General features: G+C 61.8%; 17 protein-coding genes and 1 tRNA gene. 4 read left to right on the forward strand and 14 right to left on the reverse strand.

From position 1 onward, the window contains the following. The first annotated feature begins 110 nt into the window (after positions 1-110). Positions 111-827, forward strand: a complete 717-nt coding sequence (locus AC56PL_RS21975) for a TetR family transcriptional regulator (RefSeq protein WP_495517985.1) — start codon at positions 111-113, stop codon at positions 825-827. A gap of 182 nt (positions 828-1,009) precedes the next feature. Then, positions 1,010-1,711: an SIMPL domain-containing protein gene (locus tag AC56PL_RS21980; RefSeq protein WP_495517984.1), complete on the forward strand. Its 702-nt coding sequence runs from the start codon at positions 1,010-1,012 to the stop codon at positions 1,709-1,711. Positions 1,712-1,736: 25 nt separating this feature from the next. Here the strand turns inward: AC56PL_RS21980 and AC56PL_RS21985 are convergent, their stop codons facing one another. The 5 genes from AC56PL_RS21985 to AC56PL_RS22005 are packed head-to-tail and all read right to left on the reverse strand — an operon-like array spanning position 1,737 to position 6,028. Further along, positions 1,737-3,686: a signal peptidase I gene (locus tag AC56PL_RS21985; protein WP_497155148.1), complete on the reverse strand. Its 1,950-nt coding sequence runs from the start codon at positions 3,684-3,686 to the stop codon at positions 1,737-1,739. Beyond that, on the reverse strand, positions 3,683-4,342 hold the full coding sequence (locus tag AC56PL_RS21990) for a SipW-dependent-type signal peptide-containing protein (RefSeq protein ID WP_497155149.1): 660 nt from the start codon (positions 4,340-4,342) through the stop codon (positions 3,683-3,685). Before AC56PL_RS21990 ends, AC56PL_RS21985 begins: the two co-directional genes overlap by 4 nt. Next, a complete protein-coding gene (locus tag AC56PL_RS21995) occupies positions 4,317-4,913 on the reverse strand; it encodes a signal peptidase I (protein WP_495517982.1) in 597 nt (198 codons plus the stop codon). Before AC56PL_RS21995 ends, AC56PL_RS21990 begins: the two co-directional genes overlap by 26 nt. Then, positions 4,910-5,452, reverse strand: a complete 543-nt coding sequence (locus tag AC56PL_RS22000; RefSeq protein WP_495517981.1) for a hypothetical protein — start codon at positions 5,450-5,452, stop codon at positions 4,910-4,912. Before AC56PL_RS22000 ends, AC56PL_RS21995 begins: the two co-directional genes overlap by 4 nt. Positions 5,453-5,455: 3 nt before the next feature. Beyond that, positions 5,456-6,028 (reverse strand): alternate-type signal peptide domain-containing protein, encoded by a 573-nt coding sequence (locus AC56PL_RS22005; protein WP_495517980.1) that lies wholly within the window; start codon positions 6,026-6,028, stop codon positions 5,456-5,458. Between the two features lie 800 nt (positions 6,029-6,828). Between AC56PL_RS22005 and AC56PL_RS22010 the strand changes: the two genes are divergently transcribed. Then, positions 6,829-8,511, forward strand: coding sequence for a DUF7800 domain-containing protein (locus AC56PL_RS22010; RefSeq protein WP_495517979.1), 1,683 nt, complete (start codon positions 6,829-6,831; stop codon positions 8,509-8,511). Between the two features lie 164 nt (positions 8,512-8,675). On the opposite strand, the gene AC56PL_RS22015 is transcribed toward AC56PL_RS22010, so the two are convergent. The 7 genes from AC56PL_RS22015 to AC56PL_RS22045 form a co-directional block, all read right to left on the reverse strand. Further along, positions 8,676-8,879, reverse strand: coding sequence for a cold-shock protein (locus AC56PL_RS22015; RefSeq protein WP_020108824.1), 204 nt, complete (start codon positions 8,877-8,879; stop codon positions 8,676-8,678). 385 nt (positions 8,880-9,264) lie between these two features. Continuing rightward, positions 9,265-10,866: a GMC oxidoreductase gene (locus tag AC56PL_RS22020; RefSeq protein ID WP_495518407.1), complete on the reverse strand. Its 1,602-nt coding sequence runs from the start codon at positions 10,864-10,866 to the stop codon at positions 9,265-9,267. Positions 10,867-10,961: 95 nt separating this feature from the next. Continuing rightward, positions 10,962-11,531, reverse strand: a complete 570-nt coding sequence (locus AC56PL_RS22025; protein WP_495517978.1) for a TetR family transcriptional regulator — start codon at positions 11,529-11,531, stop codon at positions 10,962-10,964. Between the two features lie 137 nt (positions 11,532-11,668). Next, positions 11,669-12,091 carry an Ohr family peroxiredoxin gene (locus tag AC56PL_RS22030; protein ID WP_495517977.1) on the reverse strand — a complete coding sequence of 141 codons (423 nt, stop codon included), beginning with the start codon at positions 12,089-12,091 and terminating at the stop codon, positions 11,669-11,671. A 26-nt stretch (positions 12,092-12,117) separates the two neighbouring features. Next, entirely contained in the window at positions 12,118-12,564 is a 447-nt protein-coding gene (locus tag AC56PL_RS22035) for a transcriptional regulator, SarA/Rot family (protein ID WP_495517976.1), read from the reverse strand. Positions 12,565-12,642: 78 nt separating this feature from the next. After that, entirely contained in the window at positions 12,643-13,155 is a 513-nt protein-coding gene (locus AC56PL_RS22040; RefSeq protein ID WP_495517975.1) for a mycothiol transferase, read from the reverse strand. 47 nt (positions 13,156-13,202) lie between these two features. Next, entirely contained in the window at positions 13,203-13,328 is a 126-nt protein-coding gene (locus tag AC56PL_RS22045) for a hypothetical protein (RefSeq protein WP_495517974.1), read from the reverse strand. 113 nt (positions 13,329-13,441) lie between these two features. On the opposite strand from AC56PL_RS22045, the gene AC56PL_RS22050 reads away from it, so the two are divergent. Continuing rightward, on the forward strand, positions 13,442-13,915 hold the full coding sequence (locus tag AC56PL_RS22050) for a hypothetical protein (protein WP_495517973.1): 474 nt from the start codon (positions 13,442-13,444) through the stop codon (positions 13,913-13,915). A gap of 23 nt (positions 13,916-13,938) precedes the next feature. On the opposite strand, the gene AC56PL_RS22055 is transcribed toward AC56PL_RS22050, so the two are convergent. Both AC56PL_RS22055 and AC56PL_RS22060 read right to left on the reverse strand, forming a co-directional pair. Next, the gene (locus AC56PL_RS22055) at positions 13,939-15,036 is read right to left on the reverse strand and encodes an esterase/lipase family protein (RefSeq protein WP_497155150.1); all 1,098 of its coding nucleotides are present in this window, start codon (positions 15,034-15,036) and stop codon (positions 13,939-13,941) included. Between the two features lie 138 nt (positions 15,037-15,174). Continuing rightward, positions 15,175-15,248 (reverse strand) — tRNA-Leu (locus AC56PL_RS22060). Between the last annotated feature and the right edge of the window lie 35 nt (positions 15,249-15,283).

Genomic DNA, 15,283 nt, shown 5'->3' on the forward strand with positions numbered 1-15,283 from the left:
AGTGTCGCATCATCGGCCCCCTTGTCGTCAAGGGTTCTTTGTGTAACGGCCGGCACATTTTGAATGCGGGGTTGCGGAAATCGCTGGTGTACAGACGTACACTCAGCTGCGTGTCGCGGATTTCGAAACATCACAGCTCGAGCACCCACAGTGGTTCTCGGCGTGATTCTGCGTCGTCTGAGCGTGTTGCCGAGGTGTCGCGGACCCGGGCCGAGCAGAAAAGCCGGACCCGCCAGGCGCTACTCGACGAGACACTCGAATTGGTCGGTGAACGCAGCTTCTCGTCGATCAGTCTGCGCGAGGTGACCAAGCGGGCCGGGATCGTACCGACAGCCTTCTACCGGCACTTCGCCTCGATGGAAGAGGTGGGTGTCACCCTGGTCGAGGATGCGATGCGGACCCTGCGTCGCATGTTGCGCGATGGGCGACGCGATCTCGCTGCCCGCACGGCGATGCCCACTGCAAAGGACTCTCTGGCCGTGGTGGTCCGGCAGGCCCGCGCCAACGAATCGCAGTTCCGGTTTCTCGTACGAGAGCAATACGGCGGCAGCACCGAGGTCCGTCGCGCCATCGACACCGAGCTCAAGCTGCTCTCCCGGGAGCTGGCCATCGATCTGTCCCGGATTCCCGAGTTGGCACACTGGCCCGCGGATGATCTCGAGGTGGCCGGAGATCTGATCGTCACCGTGATGCTCCACGCGGTCGCCGAATTGGTCGAGCTGGATCCGCGGAACACCCGTGAAGAAGAAGAGTTGATCCGGCGGACCGAGAAGCAGATCGTCATCACATTCCTGGGAATGGCTGCGTGGCGTCCATCTGAGCACTGACAACTGCGCCGCGGTCACGCGGTGAAACGTCGCACTGCATGAGCGGTGGTCGTGGGATCTGTTGTCGGCATTGTCGGTGACGGCGCTGCGATCCTCGATACAGTCCTGACGTGGATAACAGAGAACCTTCGAAAAATGCCCGCGCACAAGCGCTGAACGCACCGAAACCCCGCAGGACTGCCATGGCAGTTGCCGGCTCCGCGGTGCTGATGCTCGCATTGGTCGCATGCGGCGACGACAATCCGTCGGATCCGGGGAACCAGCGATCGGTGACGGTGGTCGGCAGCGGTGAGGTCAAGGGTGCGCCGGACACGCTGCGGGTCGACATCGGGGTCGAGACGACCGGCGACGACGTGTCCACTGCGATCAATGCCGCCAACGCGCAGATCACCGCAGTGACCGATGCGGTGGTGAATGCCGGTGTGCCCCGCGAAGATGTGCAGACCCAGCAGGTCACTGTCTCTCCCGACTACACGAGTCCGGCTCCAGGGGGTTCGAGCCAGATCTCGGGTTACCGGGCGACCAACTCGATCCGGGTGGACATCCGCGATCTCGCCAAGGGGTCGGACGTGCTCAAGGTCGCCGCCGAGGCCGGGGGTAACGACGTCCGGATCAGCAATGTGTCGTTTGTCATCGACGACGATTCCGCGTTGGTGGACAACGCCAGGGAAGAAGCCTTCAACGACGCACGGAGTCGCGCTGAGCAATACGCGAATCTGTCAGGTGATGATCTCGGCGCCGTGCTGACGATCGACGAGACGACATCAGGGCAGGCGGCTCCGGTATCTGAACAACGGAGCGCGATGCTGGACAGTTCGGTTCCGCTCGAACCAGGGCAGCAGACGGTCGGTTTCAGCGTGACCGTGAAATGGCAACTGAAATAAGCCAGAACTGACGTGTGGTGGCGAACTAACCTTCGGCGGGGACGTCTTCGCTTGCTGATGGCGGCTGCTCCGCCGGCGGCGGCATTGGACCGTCGGAGGTCGGTGTCTCGGGAACCGTTGATACATACGGAGATTTCACCCATCTCCCAGACGTGCGAGCGAGGGTCCAGGCTCCGGACGAGTCTGTAACCTTCAACTCGTCTGAGCCGTCGACCCATTCGGCAACGGTGTCGTTTGATGCCGGTGTGCGATATTCCTCCGCATCCGACGCGTCGCGGATGATGACGACCGGTCCCGTGGCTGCCTGCACCAGTTGGGCTGAATAGTCTCCCGAGGCTGAGCGCGTGGCCGGCGAAAGTGGTTGTTCCACAGGGATATCAGGAGTGGGCGTCGTTGTGATGGGCGGCGCGGTCGTACTCGTGTCGCTGGGCGGAGTGTTCGACGGCACTGGTTCGGTGTCCGTCGTTGACGGTGTGGTCGTTGGCGCGGGCGTTGTCGTCGGGGTGGTAGACGAAGTGGAGCTGGGTGGAACTCGCGCTGCGGATGGCCCGGCACCAGCGCAGACGACGCCGTTCGAGAAATCGGCTGTGAGGTTATACGACGCGTACCCGGTGGAGAAGTTTCCGCTCACTGTCCGCGTACGAATCTCCGCTCGTGCGGTGGTGCCGGTGAGGCCGCTCAGGTTCGCGTAGAGAATCGTGACGGACGGGGCGGCGACGATGGCCGAGTAGACTACGTTGCCAGTCAACGGATCACGAATGCTGACCTGGTAGGTGCTTCCTGGGATCGCGGCCCAGGCGATGGTGGCTGATTTCACGTTGTTCGCGCAGCTGATAGATGATGGCGGCGCGATGTATCCGCCCGTTTGATCTGCCTGATACGGAGCAACCACGGCGCATCTCATGTTCTCGCGAGCCAAGGTGGTCGGGTCTCTGGTGACCCGGTAGCCCCGCCAATCTGGTGAGACAGCCCCGCCCGGAAGCATCGTGTGGATCTCAGCGTCGTATGAGGTCGTGGAAAGGCTCGAGGGAAAGCCGAAGGCGTTCAGGGTCGCGGAGAGCGTTGTACCGGCGGCGACCGTGTTCGCCGGCGTGATATCCCATGTTCGCCAGATGGCGCCGCTGATCGACTCGCGGAGTATCACGCGGTACTGGTAGGGCGGGCCGATGTGTCGCCAGCTGATGGTGGGCGTACTCCGGGGATATCCTGGTAGATCGTCCTGGCAGGTCACATAATTCAAACCGCTCACGATGCTGTCGATACGTGGCACGAACTGACTTTTCGCGGTGAACGAACCTGTTGTGCCGCTGGCCGAACTGGAGTATGCGGCCATGGTGCCTTGAAAGTGTCCGGCACCGATCACTATGACCGTTGCCAGTCCGAGGGCTACTAGGCAGACCTCGCCTGCCTTGCGACCGGAGGTCGTTGATCCGGAGACTTCGGTGGTATCGGATGACGGGCGCCGACCGTTGGGGAATACGACGAGCCACAGCAAGCCAAGTGCGACACCGCCACCGAGGATTTTCGCGGCGGGAGTATCGAGCCATGCTGCGAGGTAACCGAGACCGTCGACATGGAAGACGATACGTTCCGCCGAATCGACCACGTAACTCTCGGCATCGGGCACACCGTTCGCGTCACCCCGAAGTGTCATCGAGACGGCTCCGTCCGCGGTCGAGTCAACTGATGCGACGCGGTGTGTGATGCGAATGCCCTGTTGATTTTCAACGCTGACGACATCGCCTACCTTGATGTCTGCTGCCGGCACATTCTGTGCGAATGCCAGTGCACCGGTGGAGATGGTGGGCTCCATTGAGCCCGAACGAAACACCAGGGGAGTGATACCGAAGAAGATCGCCGCGAGCATCGCGATCAAACAGAACAGGCCGGCTAGGGCGGAGACGGTCAGCGCGATCTCACGGATAAGGCGCTTGTGCCGTGGTCGCACGGGGACAGGAACTACGAGTTCACTCATGTCGACGTCGCACTGAAGTTCAGCGTGATGCTCGCTACCGCCTGGGCCTGCACTGTGATGGGAGCTTCTTGAGCCAGCGCAACGATGATGCACAGAGCTTGCGTGCTGGTGCTTGGAGTACCACCGACTCCTGCGCTCAGAGGTCGGGGTTGGGTCACCACCGGGGTTGAGCTACCTGCATTCAGTAGCGAAGTGCCCAACACGGTACCGCTGCAAGTCCCGTTCCTCAGACCACCTGAGGTTCCATTCGTGGGGGTTCCCGTGCTGTGGACAGTCATTCGTAGATAGTTGCCGAGGACGGGACTCCCGGACGGTGTACTGGCGGCCATCGTGTACGTGATCGGGAGCGTCGACAACGTATTCTGCACTGTCAACGTCACCGCCTGGCTTTCTCCGGGCAACATGCCCGCCATGCTGGACCCTGGTGAACCAGCGAATGGGTGCTGCTTGACGCCATTGACACGTAGATCGACAACACCTGTCTTGAACTCGCCCGACGTTGCAGTCGCGGAGTTGCTCCACAGGGCGAGGGTGCCCACGGCGCCGAAGCCAAAAATCATGCAAAGGGCAAGTAGCGCACGTATTCTCACTCCGAGCGGGCCGCTGATCGTCTCTTTGAGTGCTGCTCGATCAATGCGAATCGGCATGGCTTGCATCCTCTGTCACCGACTTCTCGCGTCGGGCCCTTCGCCCGTCTTGCACGGCGCTGATCATCAGGACTGCCGCGTATGTGAACAGTCCGACCACGAGCACCCCGATGGTCCACGCACGTTGCTGACCCGTGAGCCAGTTGTTCACGTACCCCAGGTAGGGGATGCTGTACCACACCTTGCCCTTGATCTGTTCCTCAACTACGGGCTTCTCGTCCGGAATGTCGTTGGCGTCACCCTGTGTGGTGAAAGTTCGTTCACCGCGGGCGCTCAGGGTTGTGCCAACTATTCTGTGGGTCACCACCGCGGACTTACCACTTTTCAACTGGTAGGTGACGGGAGTGCCGATGCGGAGTTCGTCGATGTCAACTGGTTTGACGATTATCAAAGTCCCTGGCGGATATGTCGGCCGCATCGATCCTGTCAACACCGTGAATCTCTCGGCACCGGCCACGAACGGAATCAGAATGGTGATCGTCAAGACCGCGAGCATCGCGAAAAGCAGGCACCAGCTCACGATGCTGCGGAACCACCACAGTGCGCCCGTCCGATCGTCTGTGGAAATGGTGCTTGTCATGCTGTTTGGTCCGTCCGGAAGCCGAGAATAACGGTGCTGCTTTTATTTTGTGGAGCCGCTTGCCCGACGGAGGCTCGAAGACACCACACCTCGGAGTTGCCGGTATCCAATGAACGAGCCGGAGTGGGGGCTGGAAAACTTGTCCAGGGACCGCCGACAACGTTGTTCGGGTCACCCGACACCGGGCAGCTACCCGCATTGCTGACAATCCACGCGGTAAAAGCCAGCGGTACATCCGTTGAACTCGTTGCCAGGGACTGCAGTCGGTATACCGTTTTCATCGGGCGATTCGTATCGCCCGCGACAGTGATCGTCAATGGTTTTTGCACAACCGACCCGGGTGAGAGGTTCTGCCCACCGAAATCTGCCCAAAGGTAGTTGTTCACTCCACCGGCGAGAATTTTCAACTCGCCTGATCGGATGGTGGCACTGGGCGTGGAATCCTGATCACGCCACAATGCTCCGGTCTGTTGCGTGGACAACAGCGTCAGCACAAGCACGGCTACAGAAACCAGTGCCCACCACCGATATTTCCTCACGAACTAGGGTGCTGGGTTGGGGAGCTGGTCGAGCTTGAGCTTGGTGTTGGCCAGATTGACCGTCTGGTTCTGCGCGATTGTCCCGGACGTGGCTGGATCGAACTCGATGGCCACCTCGACAACGATGTCTACGGACCCACTGGTCTGGGGGGCGATCTCTACTGCCGTTCCCGTGGGCAGGTCGACTCCGTCCAGTTCTACAGTCACCTCCGGCGTGCCGAGAGCAGCCACCAGTTCAGCGTTCCCGGTTGCGGCTCCGATGGTTGCCGTGAGCTCTGCGGCCAAGTTGTTGCCGGTGGCAGTCAGGGTTGTGGTGCACGTGTAGGAGACTTTGTCGCCGGGGACGATCAGGAATGCTTCGATATCCGTGATCGGGACCGGCAATGCTGGAGAAGGCTTCGTTATATCGGTCCATGCGCCGCCGTCCGCGCAATCGCCAAGCGAGAGTTGACCGGAGTTGATGTCGCTGTCGAGGACATCGCTCTCGTCGCCCCAAAAAGCTAAACTGCCGGCGCCGCCGAGCAACAGGATCGCGCCTGCGCCGGCTGCCATTGCTGCTTTGGTCTGCTTGTTCATCTTGACTCATTCCGCTGGTTTGTTTCGAACTCAGAACTAGTATCTCGCGTTACCAGTTGATCGTTACAGAATCAAACTTTTTGTGATGTAACCATGCATCGGATGGAATGACTGCCATTTAAAGGTCCTGATGATAGCTGAAAAGCGTTGTCCGCGAGGTGGTTGACTCCACGAGATAGTTCGCATTGCTTTCTATCTGTGCGGGACAGTATGGACCTCGCACAGATATTAGATGTCTTTGATTACTTCGATGACTGGCAAATTAATCTGGATGTTCCTGCGATTTTGACTCAACGTCATTCAGGATAAGTGGGTCGAGATCGCGCTATTCAATGTTCTAAGCGTGCCTAACAATGCATGGGATAATGCACCGCGACAATGCGCCCGACGCCCGGGGGCGGATCGGATGGAGACGTCGACCCTGCCGTGGGAGGTGATACCGCCCCTGGCGTCGCGTAGTCGTCGTCGCGCCGCCCCGGTCGCGGCTGTCTGTTGTGTCATGCTCGGTCAATCCCGTTGTTGCAAAAAGCTTTTCGGATCCACACTGCGCATCGTCCTCGGGTTGGCGGCAGTGAGCACTCAACCGGTCCTCTGCGGGGCGATTGTCGGGGCCGAGCGTTGGTGGGTATCAATCTGCCGGCCGCGAGTCGCATCGGTCAGGGGGAGTGTTCCTGCGTGGTCCCCCGGGCCGCCATCGACGCGCCGTGAAGGCAGGGCCCGAACAGGCTGCCGATTGGCGCAAAGCCGACTGTGACCAGGAAATGGTGCGGAACCGGTGGATCGATGAAACCGTATGAGGGATGAGCACAACAACGCCGACGCTCGTTCTCGGTCCGATTCTCCGCTACGTCGACACCACGAGAGCCACGGTCTGGGTGGAAACCGAGGACGAGTGCAACGCCGAGGTCCGGACGTCAACCGGCCAGATCGGCGCCGAGAACACATGGTCCGTGCACGGGCATCACTTTGCGATCGTGCAGTTGGTCGGACTTCCCTCCGGCAGCGTCATCGACTACACGGTGACGCTGACGCCGTCGGGCAATCCGGGTTCGGAAGCGACTCCGGTGATCTGTGCCGAAGGACAGCTGCGGACGGCGGCACACGACGACGCACTGACTGTCGCGTTCGGTTCCTGTCGTCGAGGCGATACCTACGACGACGATCGGCTCAAGGCGATCGGTGCCGACGGACTCGCCGGGTTGGCGGCACAGGTGAAAGACCAGGACGCCGAGCTGTGGCCGCAATTGCTGCTGTTGCTCGGAGACCAGGTGTATGCCGATGATCCTTCGCCCGAGATCAAGGCACTGCTCCGTGAGCGCCGCGAAGCACAGAACGATCCAGAACTGGGTGACGAGGTCTTCGAAGAGATCTGCGACTTCGAGGAGTACACGTGGCTCTACCGCGAATCCTGGGGAGCGCCGCAGGTGACCGGGTTGATGGCCACCATTCCGAGCTGCATGATCCTTGATGACCACGACCTGCGCGACGACTGGAACTCGTCGTCGGACTGGCGGGCGGAGATGGAGCAGAAACCTTGGTGGCACCGACGGGTGGTGGGGGCGTTCTCCTCGTACTGGGTCTACCAGCATCTGGGTAACCTCTCGCCGAATGAACTGGCGAAGGACGAACTCTACCTCGCGGTTCGGTCGGCAGGCAGTGCAGAGGAACGAGAAAAGCTCCTGTCGGACTTTGCACTTCGCGCCGACAGTGATCCGGCGTCGGCCCGCTGGAGTTACGTCCGGGATCTGGGCAACACCCGGATCATCATGATCGACTCGAGGTGCTCACGGGACCTCACACCGGACGGGCGAGCAATGCTCGACGAGCTCGAATGGAAATGGCTCTGTGAGCAGGCATTGACCACCGACGCCCGGCATATCGTGTTCGGTACGTCGCTGCCGTATCTGATGCTGCCTGCGCTTCACCAGCTCGAGCAGTGGAATGAAGCTGTCGCACAAGGTGCCTGGGGTCGCCGGTGGGCCAAGGTAGGGGAGAAGTTGCGCCTGGCACTCGACCTCGAGCATTGGGCGGCGTTCGGCAATTCCTTCGAGCAGATGGTGACCCTCGTCGGGGAGCTGGTGAGCCGCCCGCAACCGCCTGCGAGCATTCTGTGGCTGTCCGGCGACGTGCACTGTTCGTACGTCGCACAGGCGGAACTGACCGACACCCCGCCGAACAACACGATGCTGTACCAGCTGACGATGTCGCCGTTCCGCAACCCGCTCGACCTGCCGATTCGGGTGGTGAATCGGCTTGCGATCCGGCGGCCCGTGGTCAAGTTCATGCACTTCCTCGCACGCCGGGCGGGCCTCGGTGATCATGCGATCACCTGGCAGGTCGACGCCGGACCGTGGTTCGACAACGGGGTGATGGTGCTGAGGCTGAAGGGCGAGACCGCGTCGGTGCTCATCGAGCACGCGAAGACGGGCCCAGGCGGTTCGCAGGATCTCGTGCAGACACACGAGATGGTCCTCACGCACTGACTGGTCTGACCACGACATGTGGTCGGGGTGGTGAACAGGTGTGGTCAGCAAAGACGGTTGACCACCGTTGATCGGTAGTGTCACTACCGAAAGGACTGGACGCAAAAAAGTGGGCGACCCGCGATTTCTCGCTGGTCAACCCACTTTTTTGAAGTCTGACGATCTTAGATCGCGGTCACTCCGGTAGCCTGGGGGCCTTTGGCGCCCTGGCCGATTTCGAACTCGACTCGCTGGTTCTCCTCGAGGGTGCGGAAGCCGCCGCCCTGGATCTCGGAGTAATGAACGAAGACGTCATCTGAACCGCCGTCGGGGGCGATGAAGCCGAAGCCTTTTTCGCCGTTGAACCATTTCACAGTTCCCTGTGCCATATTAAAGTACTTCTCTCTTTTTTCCTGCAGAACGCATTAACACGTCCCTGGTACATAGTGTTGCACGGATTCCCCGAAACCGATAGTGCTGGGAGCAAGTTGGGTGTGTCGGTTTTTCTGTGAGCCTTTGACCTGCGGTTATGTCGCGGCGCGCCGTGCGTCGAGACTGGCACGAATGTGCAGATCTGCTGGAACGGGGCAACGCGAGTTGGTCCGCCGACGCCGAATCGGGCCCTTCCGGGTCGATTGCGCCCCTGTGGTGGCCGCCCCGGGTATCTGCCCGTGGCGGCCGGCGTCGCTGATGCGTAAACGGCATTTCTGTTACACAGCAACGGATTTGGGCTACTGGTTGAGCGTTGCCGGTCCGCCGGGGCTGGCGGACCCCTCAGATGATGGTTCCGACGTCCTCGCGGACGAGGTGGTCCATCGCGCGTTCGGCGACTGCGGCGATGGTCATCGACGGGTTGCACGCTGCGGAGTTGCCCGGCATCAGCGCGCCGTCGAGGACATAGAGACCCTTCTGTCCCTGGACGCGTCCCTGGAGGTCGCAGACCGAACCCATGCTCGCGCCACCGAGTGGATGCCAGGTGGACGGGAACGTCAGATTCGTGTCGGTGGTCAGGGTCGAGGATCCGGCGATCTTCTGGACAGCGGGACCGATGTGGCCCTTCTGGATGTCGGAGTCGCCGTCGATGGGCCAGTGCAGCGTCGCGTTGTCGGTCGCCGAGTCGTAGGCGAAACGGCCGCGGTCGGCGCTGACCCCGAATCCGACCATCATCGTGCTGCGGGCGTCGACACCCAGGCTCGGGATGGACGCCTGGATGATCGTGAACGCAGACTTCGGGTCGTTCCAATTGCGACTGCCGTAGACCACGGGACCGCCCTGTGGCGTGCCGAACCCGGTCGCCGGGTTGGTCCACAGGTAGATGCGGTCGGCGTTGGTGCCCCAGTTGCCGCCGAGTCCGTCGGGCATGTCTCCGATGGCACCCTTGCCGGCCGCCCGCATCAGCAGGTTCGTGGTGTTCATGCTGCCCGCCGCCATCACCAGCGCGTTGGTGGTGAGAATTTTGTTCTCCAGGACGGTGCCGCTGGTGTCGGTGCGCTCGACGTGGACCCGCCAGCGGCCGTCGTCCGTCCGTTCGACATCGGTGACCTCGTGCAGGGTGTGGACGGTGGCGAGGCCGGTCGCCTCGGCGGCGGCGATGTAGGTGACGTCGACCGAGTGTTTGCCGCCGTTGTTGACGCCGAGGGCGCCGTCGCCGTTCGTATACGAGGGCTTCATCTTGCCTCGCAGCTCGTCGAGTGCGTAGTTCCAGTCGATGGGCATCGGGATCTTCGACACCGGTAGACCCACGCGTTTGGCGCTCTCGGCAAACATTCTGGGGGCTTGGTAATTGGGGGTTGCGATCAGTTCGTCGGGTGCGACCTGGAGCTTGAGCATCTGCGCCACTCGCGGGTAGTGCACCCGGTTCATGGTCTTCCAGTCGAGTGCTTCCGGGAAGTTGGCATTGAAGACGGACTCGTCCGGTTGCAACGTCATCCCTTGGTAGACAAGGGATCCGCCGCCGACCCCGGCCGCGCACAGGGCGGTCATGTTCTGGCCGATGATCGCTTCGATCAGTCCGGTGTACGGCTCGAAGACGGCAGGCCTGCCAAACAGCTGCGGGGCGCCCTTGTGCCAGAGAATCCGCTTGTCCGGGGCTGTGGCGAGGGGAAATGTATTGGAGTTCGGCCCGGTTGCCCACCGGCGGCCACGCTCGAGGATGGTCACCGGCACGCCGGCTTCGGTCAAACGCAGCGCGGCCACACCACCACCGAAGCCGGAGCCGATCACGATGACCCGGTGGTCCTCGCGAGTGACTGGTGTCCGTGCGGCAGGTGTACGCGCGATCGGTGTCGACTTTGCGTGTGCCACTGTTGAACTCGCCGCGGCCACTCCGACTGCTGCTGCTCCGGCCAAAAATGCACGGCGCTTTATTTCAGACAACATTGCCCCCCGGTTTGCTGTTCATCGTCGACCGAAGAAACGCCGCGGACGCGGGTTGGTCGCCCGGTAAAGTTAGACAGTGCCACCCAAAAGTGTCAAGAGATGTTGGGCGATTCGATCCAGGACTGCATCGCTGGAGCCAGCCAGCGGGTCAGGAAGTTTCGTAGATCCTCGTCCTCGGCGACATCTTCATCTTCGAAGAGCACTGTCGACAGACCCAACCGCAGACCCATCGCGACGATATCGTCGATATGGTCTTTGACCTCGGCATATCGTTCCGTGAGCGGCGCGAGCAATTCCTGGGCAATCGGTTTTGCGCGGGAGATCATGTCGGTGTCGAAGATCGGGTTGCCGACTTCCGCATGGAGCAGGGCCGCGAGTGCCGGGTGGCTTCTGACCGTTGCCCGACCGGCGACGATGAGTTCGACGATGTAGCCCACCGGTGTCTCCACGGCCTCCAGGTGGCTGCGGATGTCGCCGAGAATCTCTATGGTCAGCCCCGAGATGGCCTGAGAGACGAGGTCTTCTCGAGTGCCGAAGATCGAGTAGACGGTTTGGCGGGAAACGCCGGCGGCGGTGGCCACAGCGGCGATGTTGACCCCGTCGAAACCCTCGGTGGCGATCAGGCCGAGTGTGGCGTCCAGGATCTTGTTCCGCGATCTCATCCCGGCATTATCAACCACATGGGCGGTGCCGCGGCACGGTTGGCGCTGCGAAACGGCGGAGTAGTGACGGAAAAACGGCAGCTGGCGGGCCATTTGACCCGCCGACTGCCGTCGTCTGTTCGGTTGAGTGAGTCCGCTCAGTCGTCGGTCACCACGAGCTTGACGTCGATGTTCCCGCGGGTGGCGTTGGAGTAGGGGCAGACCTGGTGCGCTTTGTCGGCCAGTGCGGTTGCGGTGTTGTGATCGAGGTTCGGGAGCGCCACTTCCAACTCGACGGCCAGGCCGAAGCCGCCGTTGTCGAGACTTCCGATCGAGACACGAGCGCCCACGGTGGAGTCTGTGACGTCAGCCTTTTCCTGCCCGGCGACCAAGCGTAGTGCCGAATGGAAGCAGGCTGCGTACCCGGCCGCGAAGAGCTGCTCCGGGTTGGTTCCGATGCCGTTGCCGCCCATCTCTTTTGGAATCGAAAGATCGACATCGACCTTGCCGTCGGTGGTGCGGGCGTGACCGTTTCGGCCGTCACCGGTGGCGAGTGCTTCTGCGGTGTAGAGAGCTTTCATGGTGTTGCCTTTCGAAAAGTGGCTGTTCACGAACCGGCCGGATTGCCGGAATCGCGTAGTGCGACGGTGAGCCGCTGGATAGTTTCGCGCAGCTCTGTGACCTGGTCCAAGTCCAAACCCGTTGCAGCAAAGAGCTGTTCGGGCACACACTGGGCTTTCGATTCGAGTGCACGACCGGCGTCGGTGAGCGTGACCTCGACCGACCGCTCGTCGGTCGGGGAGCGGTCACGCCGGACGTAACCGGTTGCCTCCAGCCTCTTCAGCAGCGGTGAGAGGGTGCCCGAATCCAGTTGTAGCCGTTGCCCAAGTCGGCGGACCGTGATCGACTTCTCCTCCCACAACACCAGCAGAACCAGGTATTGCGGGTATGTCAGCCCGATCTCGTCGAGCATCGGGCGATACGCGGCGGTGGTCGCCCGCGATGCCGAATACAGGGCGAAGCAGAGTTGGCTGTCCAAACGAAGTGCGGTCACATGTCTGAACCTAGTGCACAATTCAGTTGTGCACAACCATTCTTGGCGAGTTCTCAGACTCCCAACGTTCGGATTGGATCAGGACGCTGTGCGGGCGAAGACGCCGGCGATGAATGCGGCTTGGCCGACGTGCTGGAGATCGTCGGCAATGACGCTGACCAGGCGGACGCCAAGGGTGACGGGCGGATCCCAGTTCCGGTCGACCACGGTGTCGAGGTCTTCTGACCTCAGGTTTTCGACGAATGCGGCGGTTCTTTCCTGGACGGCGTCGTGATACCCGAGCAGGAGGCCGATGGTGGGCTGAACCTGCTCGACGTCGTCGCTCGACTGTCCATAACCGATGGCCCCGACATCGAAGGGCAGCGCGAACCGGCCGTACCAGTCCTGCGCTGTCCAGATCTGCTCGGAGTTCGCGACTCCCGCGACATGGTCGTCCTGGACGCGGGTCAGGTGCCAGATCAGCCATGCGATCGTGTTGGCGTCGGGGTCGAGCCGGTAGGTGAGCGCGGCCTCGGGAAGGTCGGAGAGCGTTGCGTGAACCTCCTCGGAAATCCGGCTGAATGCGTCGCGGATCAGTTCGGCCTCGTTCATGATCAAGTCCTTTCGCTGTCGGGGGACACGCGATCCTGTCTACCTCTCTACTCCGGCACGGCGACATCGGCGGGCGATCGGGCGACTTCGATGGCAGGCGCGGGCTGCCCGGTCGGCTGCCGGCGCTTGACCGCCTGCGTCGAGTTGAAGGGCTGGGGTGGACGCGGGATCATCTGTGTACCAAAGGATTTGGGTTCTGTATTGAGCTCGTGCTGCGCGTCGGTGGCGCGCGGCGTAGGGTTCGACCCACATCGCGGCCCAGTGGTACCTGCCTCAGGAGTCTCACATGTCACGACGCGCCTGGTTCTCTGGATTCTTTGCTGCAGCGTTCTTGGCGCTGCTGACACCTTTTGTGGCGGCAGGTCCGGCCGGCGCGATCACAGCTCCGCCGTCGCGGTTCACGGTGCTGCCGTTTCCCAGCCCGGGCTGCCCTCAGGGCCATGCTCTGGCGGGTCCGACGAGCACCGATGACAGCCTGGTGGTGGTGCTCATCGAGCCGATCGGTGCGAAGCCGATATACGCCCAGAACACGCTGACCGTGGCGTGGCTGAATCTTGCGACGTGGCAGAGCGGAACGTTCAAGATGGCGAACTGGGATGCTCAGGCGCCCATCTACGGCTATCCGGGCCACCCGGCCTGGACTGGTGGCGTCCTTCACGTCGGTGCCGGAAAGGTGCTGGTGACGGTCAGCGGAACCGCCTCGAATACCGTGCAGACCTGCCATTACCTGTTCGGGACGACCACACTCACCTATGCGTGAGAGCTGGTCGTCGCTCGAGCCGTCTAGCCGAAGAGCCAGGCGTTCGGTTCGCACACGATCGCTACCGGGCGTCCGTCATCGTTTGTTCCGCCGACGGCCCGCGCAGTGATCGACGCTGCACGCGGCGAATAGCTCATCGAGAGATGATCGGATGTGTCGACCTCGCAACCGTCTTGCAGGGTGACGTTGTTGACGGTCGCTCCCGGGCCAGAGGTGAGGAATGTCGAGTCATACGGCGTGGTGACCTCGTCATACCTCGTGCCGATCACCGTGTACTTGACGCCGGGGACGGTGTCGCCGTCGGCATTGAGGGTTTTGAGGAACTCCGAGTCATAGACCTGCTGGATCCCGGCTACCCCGACCACAAGCGCAACCGGGCCGAGGATGTCGATCCCGAGGTTGTTGATGGTCCGGCCCAATGTGCCGATACCCAGCAGGCTGGTCCCGTGGTTGGTGGCACCGAGTGTGACGAGGCTGTCGACTTTGTCCGCGCCACCGTTGAACTTGAGGTACTGCCGCGCCATCAGGCCGCCTTGTGAATGGCCGACGATGTTGACCTTTGTCGCGCCGGTCGAGGCGAGAACGCGATCGACGAATGTGGCGAGTTGACCGGCCGACTGCGCGATATCGCCATTGCCGTTGGCGCCGGGAACGACGTTCCCGAGTCCGCCGCCGTCCTGAATCGGCAACTTGCCGTAGTTCAACGCGTACACACACAGGCCGGCCGCCTTCAGGGCCGGCGACATGAAAGCCCAATTGTCATAGGCGTTTTCCCAGGTGCCGTGGACGAGAACGACGGGTTCTTGACCGTCCTGCGGTATGCAACCCCAGTCATTCGCGCCGGGAGGTGCCACGTCCGGATTGAACAGTCCGTATGCGAACGCCGGCAAGAAAGAGCTACTTTCCGGACCGTTGCCAACCGGTGTCGTCGACGTGCTGGTGCCGTTGAGGATGACGTCGCTCGCGGGTTGCTTGAGACCGGACTCGATGACCTCGGCAAGGTCCTCGGTGGTTGCCGCCGCTGCCGTACCGGGGCCACAGATTCCGATGGTCAGGGCCGCCGCAAGGGCGGTTGCGACCATTCCGATCTTGGTGGCCCGTGAACTCGATGAAGTCTTCATGCTCGTTCCCCCGACTGGCCGTTGACAGTGTTGTGGGTCAGGTAAGAGGTTAGGACGAAATCTCGAATGCTCAACAGAAAACTCCAATTTCGGCCGGGGGTTGCGGTGCGTCGTGCAGGACGAAATTACCTGGATAGGTGCCCCCAGTGGGATTCGAACCCACACTTGACGGATTTTAAGTCCGTTGCCTCTGCCAGTTGGGCTATAGGGGCGTGCTGTGAAGCCTGATCAGAATCTCATGGACGGT

The sequence above is a fragment of the Williamsia sp. Y721 genome, assembly GCF_059683565.1.

Coding starts and splice junctions, on each gene's coding strand:
- AC56PL_RS21980 (WP_495517984.1), top strand. CDS start 1,010: ATGGCAGTTGCCGGCTCCGCGGTGCTGATGCTCGCATTGGTCGCATGC.
- AC56PL_RS21985 (WP_497155148.1), bottom strand. CDS start 3,686: ATGAGTGAACTCGTAGTTCCTGTCCCCGTGCGACCACGGCACAAGCGC.
- AC56PL_RS21990 (WP_497155149.1), bottom strand. CDS start 4,342: ATGCAAGCCATGCCGATTCGCATTGATCGAGCAGCACTCAAAGAGACG.
- AC56PL_RS21995 (WP_495517982.1), bottom strand. CDS start 4,913: ATGACAAGCACCATTTCCACAGACGATCGGACGGGCGCACTGTGGTGG.
- AC56PL_RS22005 (WP_495517980.1), bottom strand. CDS start 6,028: ATGAACAAGCAGACCAAAGCAGCAATGGCAGCCGGCGCAGGCGCGATC.
- AC56PL_RS22010 (WP_495517979.1), top strand. CDS start 6,829: ATGAGCACAACAACGCCGACGCTCGTTCTCGGTCCGATTCTCCGCTAC.
- AC56PL_RS22015 (WP_020108824.1), bottom strand. CDS start 8,879: ATGGCACAGGGAACTGTGAAATGGTTCAACGGCGAAAAAGGCTTCGGC.
- AC56PL_RS22025 (WP_495517978.1), bottom strand. CDS start 11,531: ATGAGATCGCGGAACAAGATCCTGGACGCCACACTCGGCCTGATCGCC.
- AC56PL_RS22030 (WP_495517977.1), bottom strand. CDS start 12,091: ATGAAAGCTCTCTACACCGCAGAAGCACTCGCCACCGGTGACGGCCGA.
- AC56PL_RS22040 (WP_495517975.1), bottom strand. CDS start 13,155: ATGAACGAGGCCGAACTGATCCGCGACGCATTCAGCCGGATTTCCGAG.
- AC56PL_RS22045 (WP_495517974.1), bottom strand. CDS start 13,328: ATGATCCCGCGTCCACCCCAGCCCTTCAACTCGACGCAGGCGGTCAAG.
- AC56PL_RS22050 (WP_495517973.1), top strand. CDS start 13,442: ATGTCACGACGCGCCTGGTTCTCTGGATTCTTTGCTGCAGCGTTCTTG.
- AC56PL_RS22055 (WP_497155150.1), bottom strand. CDS start 15,036: ATGAAGACTTCATCGAGTTCACGGGCCACCAAGATCGGAATGGTCGCA.